This window comes from Streptomyces thermodiastaticus (assembly GCF_014656135.1).
GTDB classification, from domain to species: domain Bacteria; phylum Actinomycetota; class Actinomycetes; order Streptomycetales; family Streptomycetaceae; genus Streptomyces; species Streptomyces thermodiastaticus.
The window spans coordinates 306,073-328,419 of sequence record NZ_BNBV01000002.1 but is presented as its reverse complement, the minus strand read 5'-3'; the positions used below and the strand labels follow the sequence as shown (position 1 = coordinate 328,419).

General features: G+C 69.6%; 13 protein-coding genes. 11 read left to right on the top strand and 2 right to left on the bottom strand.

The genetic code is table 11. From position 1 onward, the window contains the following. The first annotated feature begins 111 nt into the window (after nt 1-111). The 5 genes from IE286_RS03395 (at nt 112) to IE286_RS03375 (ending at nt 6,344) form a co-directional block, all read left to right on the top strand. On the top strand, nt 112-690 hold the full coding sequence (locus IE286_RS03395; protein WP_189795063.1) for a TetR/AcrR family transcriptional regulator: 579 nt from the start codon (nt 112-114) through the stop codon (nt 688-690). Nucleotides 691-784: 94 nt separating this feature from the next. Further along, nucleotides 785-1,987: a Cmx/CmrA family chloramphenicol efflux MFS transporter gene (locus tag IE286_RS03390; RefSeq protein WP_189795062.1), complete on the top strand. Its 1,203-nt coding sequence runs from the start codon at nt 785-787 to the stop codon at nt 1,985-1,987. A 78-nt stretch (nt 1,988-2,065) separates the two neighbouring features. Further along, entirely contained in the window at nt 2,066-2,947 is an 882-nt protein-coding gene (locus IE286_RS03385; protein ID WP_229861929.1) for an NAD(P)-dependent oxidoreductase, read from the top strand. A gap of 134 nt (nt 2,948-3,081) precedes the next feature. Next, nucleotides 3,082-4,614, top strand: a complete 1,533-nt coding sequence (locus tag IE286_RS03380) for an FAD-dependent monooxygenase (RefSeq protein WP_189795061.1) — start codon at nt 3,082-3,084, stop codon at nt 4,612-4,614. 71 nt (nt 4,615-4,685) lie between these two features. Continuing rightward, nucleotides 4,686-6,344: an FAD-binding oxidoreductase gene (locus IE286_RS03375; RefSeq protein ID WP_189795060.1), complete on the top strand. Its 1,659-nt coding sequence runs from the start codon at nt 4,686-4,688 to the stop codon at nt 6,342-6,344. An 83-nt stretch (nt 6,345-6,427) separates the two neighbouring features. Here IE286_RS03375 and IE286_RS03370 read toward each other — a convergent pair whose 3' ends face one another. After that, nucleotides 6,428-7,957 carry a helix-turn-helix domain-containing protein gene (locus IE286_RS03370; RefSeq protein WP_189795059.1) on the bottom strand — a complete coding sequence of 510 codons (1,530 nt, stop codon included), beginning with the start codon at nt 7,955-7,957 and terminating at the stop codon, nt 6,428-6,430. A gap of 678 nt (nt 7,958-8,635) precedes the next feature. Here IE286_RS03370 and IE286_RS03365 point away from each other — a divergent pair. Beyond that, nucleotides 8,636-11,452, top strand: a complete 2,817-nt coding sequence (locus IE286_RS03365; RefSeq protein WP_189795058.1) for an aconitate hydratase — start codon at nt 8,636-8,638, stop codon at nt 11,450-11,452. Between the two features lie 395 nt (nt 11,453-11,847). Here IE286_RS03365 and IE286_RS03360 read toward each other — a convergent pair whose 3' ends face one another. Further along, nucleotides 11,848-15,651, bottom strand: a complete 3,804-nt coding sequence (locus IE286_RS03360) for a GH92 family glycosyl hydrolase (RefSeq protein WP_189795057.1) — start codon at nt 15,649-15,651, stop codon at nt 11,848-11,850. Between the two features lie 463 nt (nt 15,652-16,114). Between IE286_RS03360 and ngcE the strand changes: the two genes are divergently transcribed. The 5 genes from ngcE to IE286_RS03335 all read left to right on the top strand — a co-directional run bounded on the left by ngcE (nt 16,115) and on the right by IE286_RS03335 (nt 22,236). Beyond that, nucleotides 16,115-17,560: an N-acetylglucosamine/diacetylchitobiose ABC transporter substrate-binding protein gene (gene ngcE, locus IE286_RS03355; protein WP_189795056.1), complete on the top strand. Its 1,446-nt coding sequence runs from the start codon at nt 16,115-16,117 to the stop codon at nt 17,558-17,560. A 79-nt stretch (nt 17,561-17,639) separates the two neighbouring features. Then, the gene (locus IE286_RS03350; RefSeq protein ID WP_189795055.1) at nt 17,640-18,566 is read left to right on the top strand and encodes a carbohydrate ABC transporter permease; all 927 of its coding nucleotides are present in this window, start codon (nt 17,640-17,642) and stop codon (nt 18,564-18,566) included. A gap of 1 nt (nt 18,567) precedes the next feature. After that, nucleotides 18,568-19,491 carry a carbohydrate ABC transporter permease gene (locus IE286_RS03345; RefSeq protein ID WP_189795054.1) on the top strand — a complete coding sequence of 308 codons (924 nt, stop codon included), beginning with the start codon at nt 18,568-18,570 and terminating at the stop codon, nt 19,489-19,491. Between the two features lie 289 nt (nt 19,492-19,780). Beyond that, entirely contained in the window at nt 19,781-20,992 is a 1,212-nt protein-coding gene (locus tag IE286_RS03340; RefSeq protein WP_189795053.1) for an ROK family transcriptional regulator, read from the top strand. A 134-nt stretch (nt 20,993-21,126) separates the two neighbouring features. Continuing rightward, nucleotides 21,127-22,236 (top strand): ABC transporter substrate-binding protein, encoded by a 1,110-nt coding sequence (locus IE286_RS03335; protein WP_189795116.1) that lies wholly within the window; start codon nt 21,127-21,129, stop codon nt 22,234-22,236. Nucleotides 22,237-22,347 lie beyond the last annotated feature (111 nt).

The following is a 22,347-nucleotide window of genomic DNA, read 5'->3' as shown; positions in this document are numbered from 1 at the left end:
GCGCACCGCCCGGAAGCGGCTGACGCCGCCCCGGGACGGACAGCCAAGGGCAGCCGGAGCATTCTGCTCGAGTATTTGACCGACCGTTCCAGAAGGTGACATCCTCCCACCATGGCCCGTCCCAAGCAGTTCGACCCCGAGCACGCCCTCGACGCCGCCATGGACGCTTTCTGGCGCAAGGGGTACGCGGCGACCTCCGCCCAGGATCTGGTGGACAGCACCGGACTGGGGCGTGGCAGCCTCTACAACACCTTCGTCAGCAAGCACCGCCTCTTCGAGGAGGTGCTCCGCCGGTACGAGGAGCAGTGGACGACCCGTCAGGAGGCGATCCTGGAGGGGCCGGAGGCGGTCCGGGAGCGGATCCGCGCGGTGATGATGACCGTCGTCGACGAGGAGACCGCCGCTCAGGACGGCCGCCGGGGCTGTCTCGCGGTCAACGCCGCCGTGGAGCTGGCCGGACTCGACGCGGACGTCACCCGTCTGGTGCGCCGCATCTTCGGCCGCGTGGAGGAGGCGCTGTACGGTGCGCTCGCCCGCGCCCGGCGGGACGGTGAGATCGACGCGGACAAGGATCCGCGGGCGCTCGCGCAGTTCGTGCTCAACGCGATGTACGGCCTGAGGGTGCTGGGAAAGACCGCGGACCGGCACACCCTCACCGGCATCGTCGACACGACGCTGGCCGCTCTCTGAGAGGTCTTTGCCGTGCCGGAGTCGTCTCCGGCTGCCCTCATTCTTTAACGACTGTTCCAGAACGACCGAAGCGACGACCGTCCCAAGGAGTGCGATGCCTGTCGCGGTCTACATCCTCGGCCTGACCGTGTTCTGCATCGGAACGACCGAGTTCATGATCTCCGGACTCTTACCGGACCTGGCCGCCGGCCTGTCGGTGTCGATCCCCGCCGTGGGCTGGCTCATCTCCGGGTACGCCCTCGGCGTGGTGGTCGGCGGGCCGGCCCTGACCGTGGCGACCCTGCGGATCAACCGCAAGACCTCGCTGCTCGCCCTCATGGCGCTGTTCATCGCCGGGCAGACCGTCTGCGCCCTCGCCCCCGGCTACGGCGTGCTCATGGCCGGCCGGGTGCTCGCCGCGCTCGCCCAGGGCGCGTTCTTCGGCATCGGCTCCGTCGTCGCCGTCGACCTCGCCGGGCCCGAACGCCGCGGCCGGGCCCTGGCCATCATGTTCGCCGGACTGACCGTGGCCAACGTGGCCGGTGTCCCGGCCGGCACCTACCTCAGCCAGCACGCCGGCTGGCGCCTGAGCTTCTGGGTGGTCGACGGCCTCGCCGTGGTGGCGCTGCTCGGCGTCGCCGTCCTCGTCCCGCGCCGGCCGACCCCGCCGTACACCGGACTGGGCGCGGAGTTCACCGCGTTCCGCAACCCGCGTGTCTGGGTGGCGCTGAGCACCTCCATGCTCACCCAGGCCGCCGTCTTCTGCTGCTTCAGCTATCTGTCGCCGCTGTTCACCGACGTCACCGGGTTCTCCGAGGGCGCGGTGCCGCTGCTGCTGGCGCTGTTCGGCGCGGGCTGCTTCCTCGGCAGCGTCATCGGCGGCCGCTTCGCCGACCGGCATCTGCTGCCCAACCTGTACGCCGGCATCGTCGCGATGGGCGCGGTGCTCGCCCTGTTCCCGTTCGCCGCCGGCGACAAGACCGCCTGCGTCGTCGCCGTGGCCGCCTTCGGCATCGCCGCCTTCTCCATCAACCCGGCCCTGCAGGCCCAGGTGATGCGCGAGGCCGGTGACGCGCCGACGCTGGCCACCACCACCAACACCTCGGCCTTCAACATAGGCAACACGCTCGGCCCCTGGGTCGGCGGCAGCGTCATCGACGCCGGGTACGGCTTCACCGCCCCGCCCCGCGCCGCCGCCCTGCTCGCCGCGGCGGGCCTGCTCGCGGCCGTCACCTCGGGCGTCCTGCGCCGCCGTGCCCGCGCCGGCCAGGACACACCCGCCCGCGAGACCGCACCCGCACCGTCCGCCGTCTCCTGACCCGTCACCACACGTCCGGCCGTCCGGCCATCCCGGTGGCGTCCGGACCCGTCCACACCGAACCGGAGGAACACACCCATGACCAGCACCACGCCGAAGCCCACCGTCGCCGTCCTCGGCACCGGCATCATCGGCTTCCCCGTCGCCCGCAACCTCGCCCAGGCAGGCTTCCCGGTCCGGGCCTGGAACCGCACCCGCGCCAAGGCCGAACCGCTCGCCGAGCACGGGGTGCACGTCGCGGACACCGCCGCCGAGGCCGTCGAGAACGCGTCGGTCGTCCTCACCGTCGTCAAGGACGGCCCCGCCGCCCTGGAAGCCGTCACCGCGGCCGCGCCCTCGCTCGCCGAAGGCACCGTGTGGGTGCAGATGAGCACCGTCGGCGACGCCGTCGAGTCGCTGGCCGCGTTCGCCCGCGACCACTCCCTGGTCTTCGTCGACGCCCCCGTGCAGGGCACCCGCCAGCCCGCGGAACAGGGCCAGCTCGTCGTCATGGCGGCCGCCGCGCCCGAGGTGCGGGACACGCTCGCCCCGCTCTTCGACGCCATCGGCAAGCGGACCCTGTGGGTGGCCGACGACGGCGAGAGCGGCGCCGCCAGCCGTCTGAAGCTGGTCCTGAACACCTGGGTCATCGCCCTCACCCACGGCGTCGGCGAGGCCCTCGCCCTCGCGCAGGGCCTCGGCGTCGACCCCCGGCACTTCGTCGAGGTCGTCAGCGGCGGCCCGATGGACAGCGGCTACTTCCAGGGCAAGTCCGCCGCCGTCCTCTCCGGCGACTACACCACCAGCTTCTCCGTGGACAACGCGGCCAAGGACGCCGGCCTGGTCCTCGACGCCGCACGGCGCGCCGGCATCCGCATGGACGTGGTCGAGGCCGGCCACGCCCGCTTCCTGCGCGCCTGTGAACTCGGCCACGGTGACAAGGACATGGCGGCCGGCTACTTCGCGAGCTTCGACAAGTAGCCCCTGCGCACGGCGACCCGGGGCGGTGGGCTGCGGAAAGGATCCGCCGCGCACCGCCCCGCACCGTGCCGCGCCCGCCTCGCACACCCCCCTACGAACCTCGTCCCTCGCGTCGCCGCCAGGAGCCCGTGCCCATGAGCACCCCCTACGAGCACACCACCGTTGTCGTCGTCGGCGGCGGACCCGTCGGCATGCTGCTGGCCGCCGAACTGGCCCAGCAGCGCATCGACACGGTGGTGGTGGAGGAACAGCCGCAGCCGCGGGACATCCCCCGGGCCGGCACCCTGCACGCCCGCACCGTGCAGTCGCTGCTGCGCCGCGGATACCTGCGCACTCCCTTCCCCGGCAGCCTGACCTCCCGTCACACCACCGGCTTCCACTTCGGCGGGCTGCCGGTGCTGGAGATATCGGCGCCCACCGCCGAGGGCGTCCCGGTCTTCCACCGCTCCCAGGAGGAGCTGGAGGCCCTCTTCGAGGCCCGCGCCCGCAGCCTGGGCGCGGACATCCGCCGCGGCCAGCGCGTCGAGACCGTGCACCCCGGCCCCCGTGGCGTCCGCGTCGGCATCGCCACCGGGGACGGAGAACACACCCTGGAGGCCGACTGGGTGGTCGGCTGCGACGGCGCCCGCAGCACCGTCCGCGAACAGGCCGGCATCACCAGCACCACCACCCCGCCCACCTTCAGCGCCCTGATCGGCCGTGTCCGGCTGCTCGACCCGCTCCACGTGCCCCCGGGCTGGACCCACGGCCGGGACGGCTGGACCCTGATCAACGTCAACCCGCACGGGCACAGCCGGGTCCTTACCCACGACTTCCGCCGGCCGCTGCCGCCACGGCACGCCCCCGTCCGCCTGGACGACCTGCGGGCCGCCGCCGAGCACATCCTCGGCCGGCCCGTCCCCATGGACGAACCCACCTATCTGTCCCGCTTCAGCGACTTCACCCGCCTCGCCGACACCTACCGCACCGGACGTGTCCTGCTCGCCGGGGACGCGGCCCATGTGCACGCCCCGCTCGGCGGCCAGGGCCTCAACACCGGCCTGCAGGACGCCTTCAACCTGGGCTGGAAACTCGCCCTGGTGGCCCGCGGTGACGCACCGGCCGAGCTGCTGGACAGCTACACACGGGAACGGCGCGCGGTGGCCGCCTCCGTGATCGCCAACACCCGGGCGCAGGCCGCCCTGATGCGCCCCGGCCCGGAGAACGACCCGCTGCGCGCCCTCGTGGCCGACCTGCTGCGCACACCCGAGGGCGGCCGCCGGGTCGCCGACGAGATCAGCGGCCAGTCCATCGCCCACCCCGACCCGGACGCCACCTCCCCGCTGCAGGGCAGCTTCCTGCCCAACCACCGCTTCGACACCCCGGACGGGCCGCGCACCACCGCCGAACTCCTCACCCCCGCATTGCCGTTGCTGCTGCTCACCCCGAACGCGGACCCGGCCCTCGCGGCCGCCGCCGAGCCGTGGACGGACCGCCTGCTGGTGGTGCCGGTCGACAGCCCGGACTTCCTGGAGTGGCAGGCCCTGCTCTGCCGCCCCGACGGCTACACCGCCTGGGCGGCCACCGGCGCCGACGCGAACCCGCGAGCGCTGACCACCGTGCTCACCCGCTGGCTCGGCCCGGCCCGCACGGCACCGCTGCCCCGCACGGCATCCGTCTCCGGCTGAGACACCCGTCCCTGTCCTACCCCGCTCGGTGACCAACTGCCGCCGAGCAGAAGAGAAAGGACGTCTCCCAGATGAGCACGATCGACCGTCGACGCCTGCTCACCGGCGCGGGGGCGGCCGCAGCCGGCGCCGCCCTCACGGCTGCCGCCCCGGCCGCCCCTGCGAGCGCCGCCGCACCCGCACCCCGCCCGGCCGGCGACACCATACGGCCCGGTGATCCGCGGTACGAGATGCTCACCACCGGCAACAACAAACGGTTCGTCGCCGCCCCCGACTACGTGCGGATGATCCGCTCCACCGAGGACGCCGAACAGGCGGTACGGGAGGCGGTCCGCTCCGGCCGGCGCGTCTCCGTGCGCAGCGGCGGCCACACCTTCGCCGACCTGGTCTGCAACCCGGACGTCGACGTCATCCTCGACCTGTCGGAGATGACCGAGGTGAGATACGACGCGAGCCGCCGCGCCTTCGCCGTGCAGCCCGGTGTACGCCTGCTCACCCTCTACGAGGCCCTCTACAAGGGCTGGGGCGTCACCATACCCGGCGGCATGTGTTACAGCGTCGGCGCGGGCGGACACGTCGCCGGAGGCGGGTACGGGCTGCTGTCCCGCGCCCACGGCCTGGTGGTCGACCACCTCTACGCCGTCGAGGCCGTCGTCGTCGACCGGGACCGTACCGTGCGCACCGTCGTCGCGACCCGCGAGCCCGACGATCCCCACCGTGACCTGTGGTGGGCGCACACCGGCGGAGGCGGCGGCACCTTCGGCCTGGTCACCCGCTACTGGTTCCGGTCCCCGGACGCCACCGGCGACGCACCCTCCCGCCAGCTGATGCGGCCGCCGTCCACCGTGCTGGTCAGCGCGCTCTCCTTCCCCTGGCAGGACCTCGACGAGCGCCGGTTCTCCCGGCTGCTGAAGAACTTCGGCGCCTGGCACGAACAGCACAGCGCCCCGGACGCGCCCGAGACGGCCATCGGCACCGTCTTCAACGTCTGCCACCGCGCCCACGGCACCCTCGACCTGTTCGTCCAGGCCGATGCCGAGGCTCCCGGCGCGGACCGCATGCTCGACGACTACCTCGCCGCACTCACCGCGGGAACCGGACTGCGCACCACCGCGATGACCCGGGCGTCCGGTGACCTGCCCGCGATGCCGCAGCTGGCCGCCCCACGCCGGATGCCCTGGCTCGACGCCACCCGCCTGGTCGGCACCAGCAACCCCACCATCACTCATCCCGCGCTGCGCGGCGCCCACAAGTCCGCGTACATGCGCCGCAATTTCACCGACCGGCACACCGCCGTCCTCTACCGCCACCTGACGTCCGAGGAGTACGCCAACCCGGACACGATGGTGGTGCTGTTCTCCTTCGGGGGCCGGGTCAACGCCGTACGCCCCGAGGACACCGCTGCCTCCCAGCGGGCGTCGGTGTTCAAGATGCTCTTCCAGACCTTCTGGCCGGACCCCTCCGGCGATGCCGCCGGGCTCGGCTGGGCTCGCGCCGTCTACGAGGACTTTCTCGCCGACACCCACGGCGTCCCGGTACCGGGCGAGCAGTACGAGGGCTGTTACATCAACTACCCCGACACCGACCTGAAGGACCCCGCGCGCAACCGCTCCGGTGTGCCCTGGCAGACCCTGTACTACCAGGGCAACCACGACCGCCTGCGCCGCATCAAACGGGAATGGGACCCGACCGGCTTCTTCCGTCACTCCCTGTCGGTGGACCCGGCGTAGCACGCCGCCGCGCCCGAGGGCGACAGGACGCCCTGGCCGGGTGCGCGGCGTCGCATGCCGCGCACCCGGAGCCGTGCGGTGCCTCAGATGTCCCGGAAGATCTCGATCTGCGCCCCGATCGAGTTCAGGCGCTCCGCGAGGTCCTCGTAACCGCGGTTGATGACATACACGTTGCGCAGCACGGACGTGCCCTCGGCCGCCATCATCGCCAGCAGGACGACCACCGCGGGCCGCAGCGCCGGCGGGCACATCATCTCGGCGGCACGCCAGCGGGTCGGGCCCTCGACCAGGACACGGTGCGGGTCCAGCAGCTGCAGGCGCCCGCCGAGGCGGTTCAGGTCGGTGAGGTAGATGGCCCGGTTGTCGTAGACCCAGTCGTGGATGAGGGTCTTGCCCTGGGCGGTGGCCGCGATCGCCGCGAAGAACGGGACGTTGTCGATGTTCAGCCCCGGGAACGGCATCGGGTGGATCTTGTCGATGGGGGCCTCGAGCTTGGACGGCCGGACCGTCAGGTCGACCAGCCGGGTACGGCCGTTGTCGGCCACGTACTCCGGTGAGCGGTCATGGTCGAGGCCCATCTCCTCCAGCACCGCCAGCTCGATCTCCAGGAACTCGATCGGCACCCGGCGCACGGTCAGCTCCGACTCCGTGACCACGGCCGCGGCCAGCAGGCTCATCGCCTCCACCGGGTCCTCGGAGGGGGAGTAGTCCACGTCGACGTCGATGTCCGGCACCCCGTGCACGGTGAGCGTGGTGGTGCCGATGCCCTCGACCCGCACCCCGAGGGCTTCCAGGAAGAAGCACAGGTCCTGGACCATGTAGTTGGAGGAGGCGTTGCGGATGACGGTCACCCCGTCGTGGCGGGCCGCCGCCAGCAGCGCGTTCTCGGTCACCGTGTCGCCGCGCTCGGTCAGCACGATGGGGCGGTCGGGGCGGACCGAGCGGTCCACCCGGGCGTGGTACTGGCCCTCGGTGGCCGCGATCTCCAGGCCGAACCGGCGCAGCGCGATCATGTGCGGCTCGATGGTGCGGGTGCCCAGGTCGCATCCGCCGGCGTAGGGCAGCCTGAAGCGGTCCATGCGGTGCAGCAGCGGACCGAAGAACATGATGATGGAGCGGGTGCGGACGGCCGCCTCGGCGTCGATGGAGTCCAGGTCCAGCTCGGCCGGCGGCACGATCTCCAGGTCGACGCCCTCGTTGATCCAGCGGGTGCGGACCCCGATCGAGCCCAGCACCTCCAGCAGCCGGTAGACCTCCTCGATCCGGGCGACCCGGCGCAGGACCGTGCGGCCCTTGTTGAGCAGGGAGGCGCACAGCAGGGCCACACACGCGTTCTTGCTCGTCTTGACGTCGATGGAACCGGACAGCCGGCGTCCGCCGACCACCCGCAGATGCATCGGGCCCGCATAGCCCAGGGACACGATCTCGCTGTCGAGGGCCTCGCCGATGCGGGCGATCATCTCAAGGCTGATGTTCTGGTTGCCGCGCTCGATGCGATGGACGGCGCTCTGGCTGGTACCGAGCGCTTCGGCGAGCTGCGCCTGCGTCCAGCCACGGTGCTGCCGGGCATCTCGGATGAGCTTGCCGATGCGTACGAGGTAGTCGTCTGCCATGAGGTTGAGGTTATCTCAGATATGAGATGGCGCCTGTTATGGGGGGCCATTGGAGTGATGTCTTGTCAGTCGCTCTGTGGTCAGGTGTTGTTCGCAGAGGCTCCGTAAGGTGACCGAATCCTTTCGGCAATTGTCCCTTTTTGGGGTGCTGATGAGTGATGCAGCGGGACATGTCGAGTGCTGCGCGAAGCGCCGCGGAGTGCTGCGGAGTGCCGGGGGTGGTGCGTGTCCGTCGTCGGCGGGGTGGCGTGATGCGGCACCGGGGCGGGAGCGCGGCACACCGGGTGCGGTGCCGGCGGGAGGGTTGCGGTCGCCTGCGGGGAACTGCGGCTCCGTGAGTCCCGTCCTGCCTATGAGAAGAGGGTGTCGTCCGGAGGGCCGGCGGAGGGCGGTGTCCGGCCCTGAGAGGGTGGTCGTCGGCGAGTGCCGCTCCTCGCGGTCGGCGGCGTGAGGCATGCCACTGCGCCCCGGCGAGCCCGGTGCGCTCCGGGCATGACCATCCGGCCCCCATGTACTAGAGTTATCTCGACATCGAGATATCTGCCGAGAGCACCGCAGTCGCCACCCCGGGTAAGGGTCGCCTAACTAAGGTTTACCTTAGCGGACCGGCCGAGACGCCGTGGCGGCACCCTCTTCGGGGGCCGCCTATGGTTGCGGTGTGGTGGTACGCGCACATCAATGAAGGAGACTGTCGTGTCGGCGAACAGCTTCGACGCCCGCAGCACGCTGCAGGTGGGCGACGAGTCGTACGAGATCTTCCGGCTTGACAAGGTCGAGGGCTCGGCCCGGCTTCCTTACAGCCTGAAGGTCCTCCTGGAGAACCTTCTCCGCACCGAGGACGGCGCGAACATCACCGCCGACCACATCCGCGCCCTCGGCACCTGGGACTCCCAGGCCCAGCCGTCGCAGGAGATCCAGTTCACGCCGGCCCGCGTGATCATGCAGGACTTCACCGGTGTGCCCTGCGTCGTCGACCTCGCCACCATGCGTGAGGCCGTCAAGGAGCTGGGCGGCGACCCGGCGAAGATCAACCCGCTGGCCCCGGCCGAGCTGGTCATCGACCACTCCGTCATCGCCGACAAGTTCGGCACCCCGGACTCCTTCAAGCAGAACGTCGAGCTGGAGTACGGCCGCAACCGCGAGCGCTACCAGTTCCTGCGCTGGGGCCAGACCGCGTTCGACGAGTTCAAGGTCGTCCCGCCCGGCACCGGCATCGTCCACCAGGTGAACATCGAGCACCTGGCCCGTGTCGTCATGGTCCGCGACGGCAAGGCCTACCCGGACACCCTGGTCGGCACCGACTCGCACACCACCATGGTCAACGGTCTCGGTGTCCTCGGCTGGGGCGTCGGCGGCATCGAGGCCGAGGCCGCCATGCTCGGCCAGCCGGTCTCCATGCTCATCCCGCGCGTCGTCGGCTTCAAGCTCACCGGCGAGCTGCCCACCGGCACCACCGCCACCGACCTGGTGCTCACCATCACCGAGATGCTGCGCAAGCACGGTGTGGTCGGCAAGTTCGTCGAGTTCTACGGCGAGGGCGTGGCCAAGACCTCCCTGGCCAACCGCGCCACCATCGGCAACATGTCGCCGGAGTTCGGCTCCACCGCCGCGATCTTCCCGATCGACGAGGAGACCATCAACTACCTGCGCCTGACCGGCCGCTCCGAGAAGCAGATCGCGCTCGTCGAGGCCTACGCCAAGGCGCAGGGCCTGTGGCTGGACCCGAACGCCGAGCCGGACTACTCCGAGAAGCTCGAGCTGGACCTGTCCACGGTCGTGCCCTCCATCGCCGGCCCGAAGCGCCCGCAGGACCGCATCGTCCTGTCCCAGGCCGCCGCGCAGTTCACCACCGACGTCCTCAACTACGTCCAGGCCGGCACCACCGGCACCGCCGAGGGCACCCAGGCCTCCCCGGTCGACGAGGCCAGCGTCGAGTCCTTCCCGGCCAGCGACGCCCCGGCCTACGGCCACCAGGAGAACGGCGCCGGCGCCCCGTACCACTCCGCGGTCGTCCCCGGCCCCGGCCCGTCCAACCCGGTGACCGTCACGGCCGCCGACGGCACGGCCTACACGCTGGACCACGGTGCGGTCACGGTCGCGGCCATCACCTCCTGCACCAACACCTCCAACCCGTACGTCATGGTCGCCGCCGCGCTGGTGGCCAAGAAGGCGGTGGAGAAGGGCCTGACCCGCAAGCCGTGGGTCAAGACGACCCTGGCGCCGGGCTCCAAGGTCGTCATGGACTACTACGAGAAGGCCGGCCTGACCCCGTACCTGGACAAGCTGGGCTTCAACCTCGTCGGCTACGGCTGCACCACCTGCATCGGCAACTCCGGCCCGCTGCCGGAGGAGGTCTCCAAGGCCGTCAACGACAACGACCTGGCGGTCGTCTCGGTCCTGTCCGGCAACCGCAACTTCGAGGGCCGGATCAACCCGGACGTCAAGATGAACTACCTGGCGTCCCCGCCGCTGGTCGTCGCCTACGCCATCGCGGGCTCCATGAAGGTGGACATCACCAAGGACGCCCTCGGCACCGACCAGGACGGCAACCCGGTCTACCTGAAGGACATCTGGCCGAGCGAGTCCGAGGTCAACGACGTCGTCGCCAACGCCATCGGCGAGGACATGTTCGCCAAGTCCTACTCCGACGTGTTCGCCGGCGACGCCCAGTGGCAGTCGCTGCCCGTCCCGACCGGCGACACCTTCGAGTGGGACGCGGAGTCCACCTACGTCCGCAAGCCCCCGTACTTCGAAGGCATGGGCCTGGAGCCGGAGCCGGTGAAGGACATCACCGGCGCCCGGGTGCTCGCCAAGCTGGGCGACTCGGTCACCACCGACCACATCTCCCCGGCCGGTGCCATCAAGGCCGACACCCCGGCGGGCCGGTACCTCACGGAGCACGGCGTCCAGCGCCGCGACTTCAACAGCTACGGCTCCCGCCGCGGCAACCACGAGGTGATGATCCGCGGTACGTTCGCCAACATCCGCCTGCGCAACCAGATCGCGCCGGGCACCGAGGGCGGCTACACGCGTGACTTCACGCAGGAGGGCGGCCCGGTCTCCTTCATCTACGACGCGGCGCAGAACTACCAGGCCGCCGGCGTCCCGCTGGTCGTCCTGGCCGGCAAGGAGTACGGCTCCGGCTCCTCGCGCGACTGGGCCGCGAAGGGCACCGCGCTGCTCGGTGTCAAGGCCGTCATCGCCGAGTCCTTCGAGCGCATCCACCGCTCGAACCTGATCGGCATGGGCGTGCTGCCGCTGCAGTTCCCCGAGGGCGCCTCCGCCGAGTCCCTCGGCCTGACCGGCGAGGAGACCTTCTCCATCGCCGGTGTGACCGAGCTGAACGAGGGCCGCACCCCGCGCACGGTGAAGGTCACCACCGACACCGGCGTCGAGTTCGACGCGGTCGTCCGCATCGACACCCCCGGTGAGGCGGACTACTACCGCAACGGCGGCATCCTGCAGTACGTGCTGCGCAGCCTGATCCGCAAGTAACGGATCGCCTGAGGCGATTGGGCCGCATCTCCGGCGACGGGGATGCGGCCCTTCGCCTGTCCGTGCGCCCCGCGCTCATCCGGAACGCATTACCTGGTCGTGCGCAAGGCGTTTACAGCCGCCTCCGTACGCGCTACCGTCGGCCACACGCGAGGTGGGAGCGCTCCCATGAGCGGCGGACCGGAACCCGCCGTCACGGTCGTTGCCGCCTCGCTCCCTGCCGCGGTGTGCGCCGGTGTCGTGGGGAGACGGCGGGGTGCCGCTTGGCAGGGGTGCTCGCGCGGACGGTGGCCGGAGCGGACCGGCCACCACAGGCGCGGGCCGGACACGCCCGGCCGGGCATGCGGAAGGGGCGGGCCCCACCCGGGACCCGCCCCGACCGCACGGGGTGCGCGTCAGGCCAGCAGCTCCACCTCCGCCAGCGTCGACGTCCCGTCCAGGACCAGCCGGTACTTCTGGTACGTGCCCGGCGAGGCGATGGTGAACGGACGGGTCTGCTTGTCCCAGGCGAAGGACTCGCCCGAGCGCCGGTCCACCGTCGTCCAGTGCGTGCCGTCGTCCGACGCCTGCAGCGACCAGCCCGTCGGGGCCTTGGTGCGGTCGCCGGACGAGGTCAGGGTGTACTGGACGGCCTTGGTGGCACCGGGAACCGGCAGGTCGGCCTCGGACACCGTGGCGTCGGTCGCCGAGGTGTCGTCGAACAGCGCACCGTCGCCCTTGAGCACGTCCGACCGCGGGGACGGCACCGTGTCGTCCTGCGTGATCGACACCGGCGCCGCGTTCTTGCCGGTGCCCCACGCCGAGGGCCGCGGACCCATGTCGAACTGCAGCACACCGCCCTTGGCGAGCAGCGAGTGGGGCAGGCTGGTGGAGTTCCACGCCTTGCCGTTGAACCGCACGCCCTGCACATAGACGTTCTTCGCGCTGTTCTTCGGCGCGCTGATCACCAGGTCGCGGCCGTTCTCCAGGTGGACGGTGGCCTTGGTGAACAGCGGGGAGCCGATGGCGTACTCGCCGCTGCCCATGACCAGCGGGTAGAAGCCGAGCGCGGAGAACAGGTACCACGCGGACTGCTCGCCGTTGTCCTCGTCGCCGTGGTAGCCCTGGCCGATCTCGCTGCCGACGTACAGCCGGGAGAGCACCTCGCGGATCTTCTCCTGTGCTTTCCACGGCTGCCCGGCCGCGTCGTACATGTACAGCACGTGGTGCGCGACCTGGTTGGAGTGGCCGTACTGGCCCATCCGCACGTCCCGCGCCTCGGTCATCTCATGGATGACGCCGCCGTAGGAGCCGGTGAACTCCGGGGAGGCCGTCTCCGGCGTGGCGAAGTAGGTGTCGAGCTTCTGCGCCAGGCCCTTCTGCCCGCCGTAGAGGTTGGCCAGGCCCCGGCTGTCCTGCGGGGCGGTGAAGGCGTAGCCCCAGCCGTCGGTCTCCGTGTAGTCGTAGCCCCACACGCGCGGGTCGTACTTCGCCGAGTCGACACGCCAGTTGCCCTTGGCGTCCCGGCCCTGGAAGAAGCCGGCCTTCGCGTCGAAGAGCTTCACATAGTCCTGGGCGCGGTTGAGGAAGTACTGGGCCTCCTCCTGGTAGTGCTTCTCGCCCGTCTTGCGGTACAGGGCCTGGGCCATCTGCGCGATGCCGTAGTCGTTGACGTAGCCCTCCATCGCCCAGGACAGACCCTCGGGGGTGTCCGTGCTGGTGTACCCGAGGAACGGCGAGGTGGTCATGCCCTTGCGGCCCACACCGGAGGACGGCGGCACCACGGTGGCGTTCTTCAGCGCCGCCTCGTACGCCGCCTTCGCGTCCATCGGGACACCCTTGATGTAGGCGTCGGCGAAGGCCACGTCCGAGGAGGTGCCCGTCATCAGGTCGGCGTAGCCGGGGGAGGACCAGCGGGAGGTCCAGCCGCCGTCCTTGTACTGCTGCACGAACCCGTCGACCATCTCACCGGCCTGAGTGGGCGTCAGCAGCGAGTACGCCGGCCAGGTGGTGCGGTAGGTGTCCCAGAAGCCGTTGTTGACGTACACCTTGCCGTCGACGATCTTCGCGCCGGTGTGCGTCGGCGTGTCCTCACCGGTCATCGGGGAGAAGGGGGAGGCGTACTTGTCCTTGCCGCCCACCTTCTCGAAACCGGAGTTCGGGTACAGGTACAGCCGGTACAGGCTGGAGTACAGCGTGGTCAGCTGGTCCGGCGTGGCGCCCTGGACCTCCACCTTGCCCAGCAGCTGGTCCCAGGCGCGCTGGGCGCGGGCCTTGACGGTGGCGAAGGAGGTGCCGGCCGGGATCTCCTGGCGCAGGTTGTCCGCGGCCTGGTCGACGCTGATCAGCGAGGTGGCCAGGCGCAGGGTGACGGTGCGGTCCTTGCCCGCGTCGAAGCGCAGGTAGCCCTTGACGCCGCTGGAGGAGCCGTCGGTGACCGGCTTGTCGAAGACGCCGTAGACGAACAGCCGGGTCGCGCCGGTCGACAGGCCGGACTTCACGTCCGAGTAGCCGGTGACGACGCCGTGCTCCTTGTCCAGGGTGAGCCCGGCCTGCTCGGTGACATTGTCGAAGATCACGCTCGCGTCGTCGCCGGGGTAGGTGAAGCGCAGCACGGCGGCGTGGTCGGTCGGGGCCATCTCGGCCTTGAGCCCGTTGACGAACGTCACCCCGTAGTAGTAGGGGCGGGCGGTCTCGTTCTCGTGCCGGAAGGCGAGGGCGCGGGCGGTGCGGCCGGTGTCCGGGGTGCCGGACGCGGCCGACGGCATCACCTGGAAGGTCTGCCGGTCACCCATCCACGGGCTCGGCTCGTGGCTGGCGCTGAACGCCTGCAGCTCCGGCAGGTTGTCGTCGTTGTTCGCATGTGCGTACTCGTACAGCCAGCTCAGGGAGGACGCGTTGGTCACCGGCGTCCAGAAGTTGAAGCCGTGCGGTACGGCGGTGGCGGGGAAGTTGTTGCCGCGCGAGAAGCTGCCGCTGGAGTTGGTGCCGCGGGTGGTCAGCGCGTAGTCGGACAGGTGTGCCTTCGGCTTCTCGGGCGGCACCGGCTTGATCGACACGTCGTCCAGCCAGCCGCGGAACTTCGCCGGGCCGGTGGGGGAGTCGTAGGCGATGAGGATCCGGTCGATCGTCTTGCCGGCCGCGACCGAACCGATCCGCGAGACGACGTTGTTCCACTGGTTGACGTACAGCGTCTTGGCCGCGCCCTGCCCCTGCGGGCTGAGAGCGAAGCCGTGCTGGTCGGTGGCGCCGAGCCGGCTGAGATAGGTGCCGTCGGTGAAGACGAGGTCGACGGCGACGTTGGTGGCGTCGTAGTCGCGGTCTCCGTCGGCCATCGCCGGGTAGATCCGGTACGACAGCTGGGTGTCGCGCGACACCTTGACGTTCACATCGAAGATCTTGTTGTACGAGTAGGCCCGGCCCTTGGCGGTGTGCCGGCCGGCGTAGCGCAGCGCCCGCTTGCCGGTGAAGCCGGCGCCGGATTTCGCGGTCGGCGAGCCGCTCGGGCCGCGGTCGACGAGCGAGAGCATGTCCTGCGGGACGCTGCCGCCGTCGTCGCCGGTGGAGAACTGCACGTCGGCGATCTGCAGGCTGTCGGAGGCGGCGGCGGTCTTCGTGACCTCCAGCCGGAAGTGCTGGTACTCGGCCGGCTGTGCCAGGTCGTAGGTCTTGGTCTGGAACCGCTGGGCGAAGCTCTCGCCGGAGCGGGTGTCGACCGTCGTCCAGTCCTTGCCGTCGGCGCTGGCCTGCAGGGTCCAGTCGGCGGGGTCCCGCTCGGCGTGGTCGTTGGCGGAGGTGAGGGCGTACCGGGTTATCTTCATCGGCTTGTCGAGGTCGAACTCGACCCAGCCGGTGTCGGCGAACGTCAGCCACTTGGTGCCCGGCTCGGCGTCGACCAGGTTCTCCTTGACCTCGCCCGCGCCGGTGTTCTCGCCGCTGGCCCGCAGCTCGGTGACATGGTCGTCCACGTTGCCCGGGATGCCGCTGCTGTAGCCGCCGTCCACGCCCGAGGCGCGTTTGCTGCCGTCCGGGGCGGTGTCGACCGTGTTCAGCCAGTCCGGTGCCGGATCGCCGGACTCGAACGAGGACGCGAACTCCCGCTCTGCCGGGCGGGGCTTGCCGGGCAGGGCGACCGCGGCCCCCTGGGATCCCGCGGCCATGACGACGGCGGCCGCGAACGCGACCGCCGTGCCCCATCTGTGCCGTGCTCTGCGCTGCATGCGAGGGCACCCTCCCTGGTTCGTCGGACGTCGGACAACGTTGTCAGTCACGACGCTTGCTCCAGTAGGGAGGCAAGTGCCCAGTGCTGTCAAGGGTGTTGGAGGTGGTGTCCGGCAGTGAAGTCACGGATATTTTGGTCACGGAAGCAGTTCGCGGCTTGTATTTCCGCGAGGTCTCAACTCGGAAAAGACCCACAGGGAACCATGCCCTCGATCTTGCTCCCGCCGATGGAAGTGGACTATACCGGTCGGCGTCCGGGAAGCCTCTCCATCGGTGGTACACGGACGCCGGGGAGAGGCCGGAAAGGTGGTTCGGCGCGCGAAACGCGTCCGCCTCCTTGTATTCCCAGCGATCCCGGTGGAAGACGCACACAGTACTTCTGCACCACCCAGCTCGGCCCACCGCGGTGCCGGTAAGGATCCGGTTCACCGCTTGAGTCCTGGAGAAGGCGAGGACTTGCGCATGGGATCCACTTCCGCCGACAACCACGGGGGCGTCGGCCGCCGTGATCTGATCAAACGGTCCGCGGCGCTCGGCCTGGCGTCCGTACCCGCCCTGGGCTTGTTGTCCGCGTGCGCCAGCGGCGGCGGTGGCGGACAGAGCAAGGCGAAGGCCGGAAAGAAGACCGCGAAGAATCCGCTCGGCGTCAACGACACCGCGCAGATGGAATTCGTGCTGTTCGACGGCGGTTTCGGCCGGGAGTACGCCGAGGACGCCACCAAGATCTATCAGAAGAACTTCCCGAAGGCGAAGGTGAAGTTCTCGGCGACCCAGAAGATCCAGTCCACTCTCCAGCCCCGTTTCAACCAGGGCAACCCGCCGGACCTCATCGACAACTCCGGCGCCGAGCAGATGGACATGGGCGTCCTCGTCGGCAAGAACCAGCTCGCCGATCTCACCCCGCTGCTGGACGCGCCCTCCTACGACGACCCCGCGAAGAAGGTCCGCGACACGCTGCGGCCCGGCATCGTCGAGATGGGCCAGTTCGACGGAAAGCCCGTCTGGATCCTCTACTACGCCTACACCGTCTACGGCGTCTGGTACTCGCGCAAGGCCCTGGCCTCGCTCGACGCGGAGTACCCGAAGACCTGGGACGAGATGCTCAAGGTCTGCGAGAAGGCCAAGAAGAAGGGCATCGCCGGCTGGACGTACGCCGGCAAGTACCCCTACTACATCCCCTTCTCGCTCTACCCGATGATCGGCAAGGTCGGCGGCCGCGAGGTGCTGGACGCCATCGACAACCTGGAGCCGAACGCCTGGAAGCACCCGGCGGTCAAGACCTGCTTCGAGGCGTACTACGAGCTGTACCGCAAGGGCTACATCCTCAGGGGCACCCCCGGCCTGGACCACATCCAGTCGCAGACGGCCTGGGCCCAGGGCAAGGCGCTGTTCATCCCCAACGGCTCCTGGGTGGAGAACGAGTCCGCGAGCGTCATCCCGAAGGACTTCGACCTGGCGGTCTCCGCGCCCAGCGGCATCGACTCCTCGGACAAGATGCCCTTCGGCACCATCTGGGCCTCCGGCGGCGAGCCGTTCATCGTCCCGGCCAAGGCGGCGAACCCCGAGGGCGGCATGGAGCAGTTGCGCATCATGCTCTCGGAGGCGTCCTCCAAGAACTTCACCACCAAGGTGAAGTCGCTGACCGCCTACAACGGCGGCACCGACGGCATCGAGCTGACCCCCGGTCTGAAGTCCGGTGTCGCGGCGCTGGAGCTGGCCGGCTCCAACGTGGTGAACCCGCGGCTGCAGGACTGGTACGTGCAGCTGGAGAAGGAGAAGATCGGTGTGGCGGGCCTCGGCGAGATGATGGCCGGCCGGCTCACCCCGGCGGAGGCGGTCAAGCGCATCCAGGGTTTCGCCGACGAGGCCGCGAAGGACACGTCGATCAAGCATTACAAGCACCAGTGAGGGGCCGTCACCAGGGTCCGTCCGGCCGCCGGGCGGACCCTGGTGACACCGACCGCCCTTCAGATCGGGGACGCTGGCAATGCAGCACGGCAAGTACCGGTTCATCGTGGGGTTCCTGGCGGTACCCCTGGGGCTGTACGCGCTCTTCGTCGTCTGGCCGTTCATCCAGTCCATCTACTACTCGTTCACCGACTGGACCGGCCTGAGTCCCGACTTCGCCATGGTCGGCTTCGACAACTACACGAGGATGTTCCACGACGACATCTTCTGGAAGTCGCTGGAGCACAGCCTGCTGTTCGCGGTGCTGCTGCCGGTGGTGACGATCGGGCTGGCCCTCTTCCTCGCCTTCATGATCAACGTCGGCGGGCGGCGCAGGAGGGGCGGACCCGTCGTCACGGGCGTCCGCGGCTCCTCCTTCTACAAGATCGTCTACTTCTTCCCGCAGGTGCTGTCGATCGCCATCGTCGCCCTGCTGTTCGCGTTCGCGTACAACCCGGACAGCGGAGCGATCAACGCGGTGCTGCGCGGCATCGGCCTGGACGGCCTCCAGCCGCTGTGGCTGGGCGACCCGCATCTGGCGCTGTGGTGCGTGATGGCCGTCCTGGTGTGGTCCACGACCGGCTTCTTCGTGGTCCTGTTCTCCGCCGGCATGGCCTCCATCCCCGCCGACCTGTACGAGGCCGCGCTGCTGGACGGCGCCAGCCGGTTCACCACCTTCTTCCGGATCACCCTGCCGCTGCTGTGGGACACCGTGCAGTCCGGCTGGGTGTACATGGGCATCCTCGCCCTCGGCGCGGAGTCCTTCGCGGTCGTCCAGATCATGACGACCGGACCGGGCGGCCCCGACTACTCGACCACCGTCATGGTCCTGTACGTCTACCAGAAGGCGTTCCGTGACGGGCAGGCCGCCTACGCCACCACCATCGGCGTCGCTCTGCTGGTCGTCACGCTGGCCTTCGCGGCGATCGTGATGCGGCTGGGCCGGCGCGAGCGGCTGGAGTTCTGAGATGAAGACCACCGAGACCCCCGCCCCCGTCCCGGCCGAGCCCGGCCTCCCCGTCACCAAGACAGGCGCTCCCCCGGCCCGCCCGCCCCGGCAGACGCACGAGGGCGGCGTCCTCAACGTCTTCTCCCACGGCATCCTGGTCATCTGGGCGATCATGGTGGTCATGCCGCTGGTGTGGGCGGTGATGACCTCGTTCAAGGACGACCGGTCGATCTTCAGCTCGCCCTGGTCGCTGCCGGACCGGCTGCACTTCGACAACTGGGCGAGGGCCTGGACCGACGCCCACATGAGCGAGTACTTCCTGAACACCGTCCTGGTGGTGGGCGGCTCGCTGATCGGCACCTTGGTGCTCGGGTCGATGGCGGCCTATGTGCTGGCCCGCTTCGACTTCCCCGGCAACCGGTTCATCTACTACCTGTTCGTCGGCGGGATGAGCTTCCCGGTGATGCTGGCCCTGGTGCCGTTGTTCTACGTCGTGAACAACATGGGGCTGCTGAACACGATCCACGGGCTGATCCTGGTCTACATCGCGTATTCGCTGCCGTTCACGGTGTTCTTCCTGACGGCGTTCTTCCGGACCCTGCCGGCCTCGGTGGCGGAGGCCGCCTTCGTCGACGGGGCCTCGCACACCCGGACGTTCTTCCAGATCATGCTGCCGATGGCCCGGCCCGGCCTGATCAGCGTGGGCATCTTCAACTTCCTGGGCCAGTGGAACCAGTACATGCTGCCGACGGTGCTCAACACCGACCCGGACAAGCACGTGCTCACTCAGGGGCTGGTGCAGCTTGCGGTCAGTCAGGGATACAAGGGCGACTGGTCCGGTCTCTTCGCCGGTCTCGTCATGGCCATGCTGCCGGTGCTGGCCGCGTACATCGTCTTCCAGCGTCAGGTCGTCCAGGGGCTGACGGCGGGCGCCCTGAAGTGATCCGCACGGTTCCGGGCGCGACGCCCGGAACCCGGCGCACCTGCACGTTCGCCGCCTCCGCAGTGCCCGGGGGCGGCGTCGTCACGCCCGGGCGGACGCGAGAGCGCGGAGGTGTCCGGTGACTGCGGCATGACGCTGCGCAGCGGTCCGGTCACGGCCGGCGCGGACGTCACACCCGGCGGAAAGGGTTCTACCTCTTGACGGGAGCCAACCCGAACGGCTCATCTTAGAGTTCACTTGTTGGATATACGGGGCCTCACCGGAGCGGCCCCGCGCTCAGGAGGTCGTCGTGGAGACTCCAGGGTCGCAGTCGTCGCTGCACCGAGCCAACCTGGAGCGGGTCGTACGCGCCGTGCGTCTTGCCGGATCCCTCACCCAGGCGGAGATCGCGCGGGCCACCGGTCTGTCCGCGGCCACCGTCTCCAACATCGTGCGCGAGCTGAAGGACGGCGGCACGGTCCAGGTCACACCCACGTCGGCGGGCGGCCGCCGGGCGCGCAGCGTGTCCCTGAGCGGGGACGCCGGGATCGTGATCGGTGTGGACTTCGGGCACGCGCATTTGCGGGTCGCGATCGGGAATCTCGCCCACCAGGTGCTGGCCGAGGAGTCCGAGCCGCTGGACGTGGACGCCTCCTGGAGCCAGGGCTTCGACCGGGCCGAGGAGCTGGTCAACCGGCTGGTCGAGGCCACCGGGGTGGACCGGGCCAAGATCGCCGGCATCGGTCTGGGTGTACCCGGCCCGATCGACGTGGAGTCCGGCACCCTGGGCTCCACCGCGATCCTGCCGGGCTGGGGCGGCATCAAACCCGCCGAGGAGCTGCGGGGGCGCCTCGGCGTGCCGGTGCACGTGGACAACGACGCCAACCTCGGCGCCCTGGGCGAGCTGGTCTGGGGCAGCGGACGCGGGGTGCGCGACCTGGCCTACATCAAGATCGCCAGCGGTGTGGGCGCGGGATTGGTGATCAACGGCAAGATCTACCGCGGCCCCGGCGGCACCGCGGGCGAGATCGGGCACATCACCCTCGACGAGGGCGGCCCGGTGTGCCGCTGCGGCAACCGCGGCTGCCTGGAGACCTTCACCGCCGCCCCGTTCGTCCTGCCGCTGCTGCAGCCCAGCCACGGCCCGGGCCTGACGATGGAGGGCGTCGTCCGGCTGGCCCGGGAGGGCGACCCGGGCTGCCGCCGGGTGATCGCCGATGTCGGCCGTCACATCGGCAGCGGCGTCGCGAATCTGTGCAACCTGCTCAACCCCAGCCGGGTGGTGCTCGGGGGCGATCTCGCGGAGGCGGGCGAACTGGTCCTCGGACCCATCCGGGAGTCCGTCGGCCGCTACGCCATTCCCAGCGCCGCGCGTCAACTCACCATACTCCCCGGGGCACTTGGCGGCCGGGCGGAGGTGCTCGGGGCGCTTGCGCTCGCACTGAGCGAAATGGGCGATTCGACGCTTCTGGACGGATGTGCGGCCGACGGTGCGCGCTCCGCGACACCTGCCTTCACTTAGAGAACGTATGGCACCGTTGCCATCTCGTTAAGGATTTACTTCTTGACGTCGTACGTATGGCCGAGTTGACTTCCAGCCACCTCGGCCGCAACGACGCGGCCTCGTCAGGGAGGTTTGAGGAAGTGAACACGCGTATGCGTCGTGCGGCCTTCGGTGTTGCCGCTGCTGCCATGGCCGTCTCGCTCGCCGCCTGCGGCAGTGCCAAGGAGGCCGGAGACAACAACAACTCCTCCTCTTCGTCGTCGTCCGCGAACAAGGGCGACGACATCAAGATCGGTCTGCTGCTGCCGGAGAACCAGACCGCTCGGTACGAGAAATTCGACCGTCCGCAGATCGAGAAGAAGGTCGCGGAGCTGACCCACAACAAGGGCAAGGTCGTCTACGCCAACGCCAAGCAGGACGCCACCCTGCAGAACCAGCAGGTCGAGACGATGATCACCAACAAGGTGGACGTCCTCATCGTCGACGCCGTGGACTCCAAGGCGATCCGCAACTCCATCCAGAAGGCCAAGGACGCCGGGATCAAGGTCGTCGCCTACGACCGTCTGGCGGAGGGCCCGATCGACGCGTACACCTCGTTCGACAACGTGACCGTCGGAAAGACCCAGGGCGAGGCGCTGCTGAAGGCGCTCGGTTCCAAGGCGAAGTCCGGCAAGATCGTCATGATGAACGGTTCCGCCACCGACCCGAATGCCGCGCAGTTCAAGCAGGGTGCCCACTCCGTGCTCGACGGCAAGGTGAACATCGGCAAGGAATACGACACCAAGGAGTGGAAGCCGGAGAACGCCAACTCCAACATGGAGGGCGCCATCTCCGCGCTGGGCAAGAAGAACATCATCGGTGTCTACTCCGCCAACGACGGCATGGCGGGCGGCATCATCACCGCCCTGAAGGCGGCCGGCATCTCCGACATCCCGGTCACCGGCCAGGACGCCGAGCTGGCGGGTGTGCAGCGCATCATCACCGGCGAGCAGTACATGAGCGTCTACAAGTCCTACCCGCAGGAGGCGAGCGTCGCCGCGGAGATGGCCGTGAACCTCGCCCAGGGCAAGTCGCTGGACTCGGTCGCCAAGGACAAGGTGGACAGCGCGACCACCAAGGGCATCCCGTCCGTCATCGTCCCGGTCGTGTCGCTGACCAAGGACAACATCAAGGACACGGTCATCAAGGACGGCATCTACACCGTCGCCGAGATCTGCACCCCCCAGTACAAGGCCGCCTGCGACAAGATCGGCCTGAAGTGACGGCCTGTCACGGCACGGCACGCACCTGACGATGCGGCGGGCGGCCCGAGAAACGGCCCACCGCACCGAGGTGCCCCACGCTCCGCCGGCGCCCCGCGCCATCGGACAGCC

What these genes read in the sequence shown, in the direction of transcription:
- IE286_RS03395 (WP_189795063.1), top strand. Translation starts at nt 112, where the DNA reads ATGGCCCGTCCCAAGCAGTTCGACCCCGAGCACGCCCTCGACGCCGCC.
- IE286_RS03390 (WP_189795062.1), top strand. Translation starts at nt 785, where the DNA reads ATGCCTGTCGCGGTCTACATCCTCGGCCTGACCGTGTTCTGCATCGGA.
- IE286_RS03385 (WP_229861929.1), top strand. Translation starts at nt 2,066, where the DNA reads ATGACCAGCACCACGCCGAAGCCCACCGTCGCCGTCCTCGGCACCGGC.
- IE286_RS03380 (WP_189795061.1), top strand. Translation starts at nt 3,082, where the DNA reads ATGAGCACCCCCTACGAGCACACCACCGTTGTCGTCGTCGGCGGCGGA.
- IE286_RS03375 (WP_189795060.1), top strand. Translation starts at nt 4,686, where the DNA reads ATGAGCACGATCGACCGTCGACGCCTGCTCACCGGCGCGGGGGCGGCC.
- IE286_RS03370 (WP_189795059.1), bottom strand. Translation starts at nt 7,957, where the DNA reads ATGGCAGACGACTACCTCGTACGCATCGGCAAGCTCATCCGAGATGCC.
- IE286_RS03365 (WP_189795058.1), top strand. Translation starts at nt 8,636, where the DNA reads ATGAAGGAGACTGTCGTGTCGGCGAACAGCTTCGACGCCCGCAGCACG.
- IE286_RS03360 (WP_189795057.1), bottom strand. Translation starts at nt 15,651, where the DNA reads ATGCAGCGCAGAGCACGGCACAGATGGGGCACGGCGGTCGCGTTCGCG.
- ngcE (WP_189795056.1), top strand. Translation starts at nt 16,115, where the DNA reads ATGGGATCCACTTCCGCCGACAACCACGGGGGCGTCGGCCGCCGTGAT.
- IE286_RS03350 (WP_189795055.1), top strand. Translation starts at nt 17,640, where the DNA reads ATGCAGCACGGCAAGTACCGGTTCATCGTGGGGTTCCTGGCGGTACCC.
- IE286_RS03345 (WP_189795054.1), top strand. Translation starts at nt 18,568, where the DNA reads ATGAAGACCACCGAGACCCCCGCCCCCGTCCCGGCCGAGCCCGGCCTC.
- IE286_RS03335 (WP_189795116.1), top strand. Translation starts at nt 21,127, where the DNA reads ATGCGTCGTGCGGCCTTCGGTGTTGCCGCTGCTGCCATGGCCGTCTCG.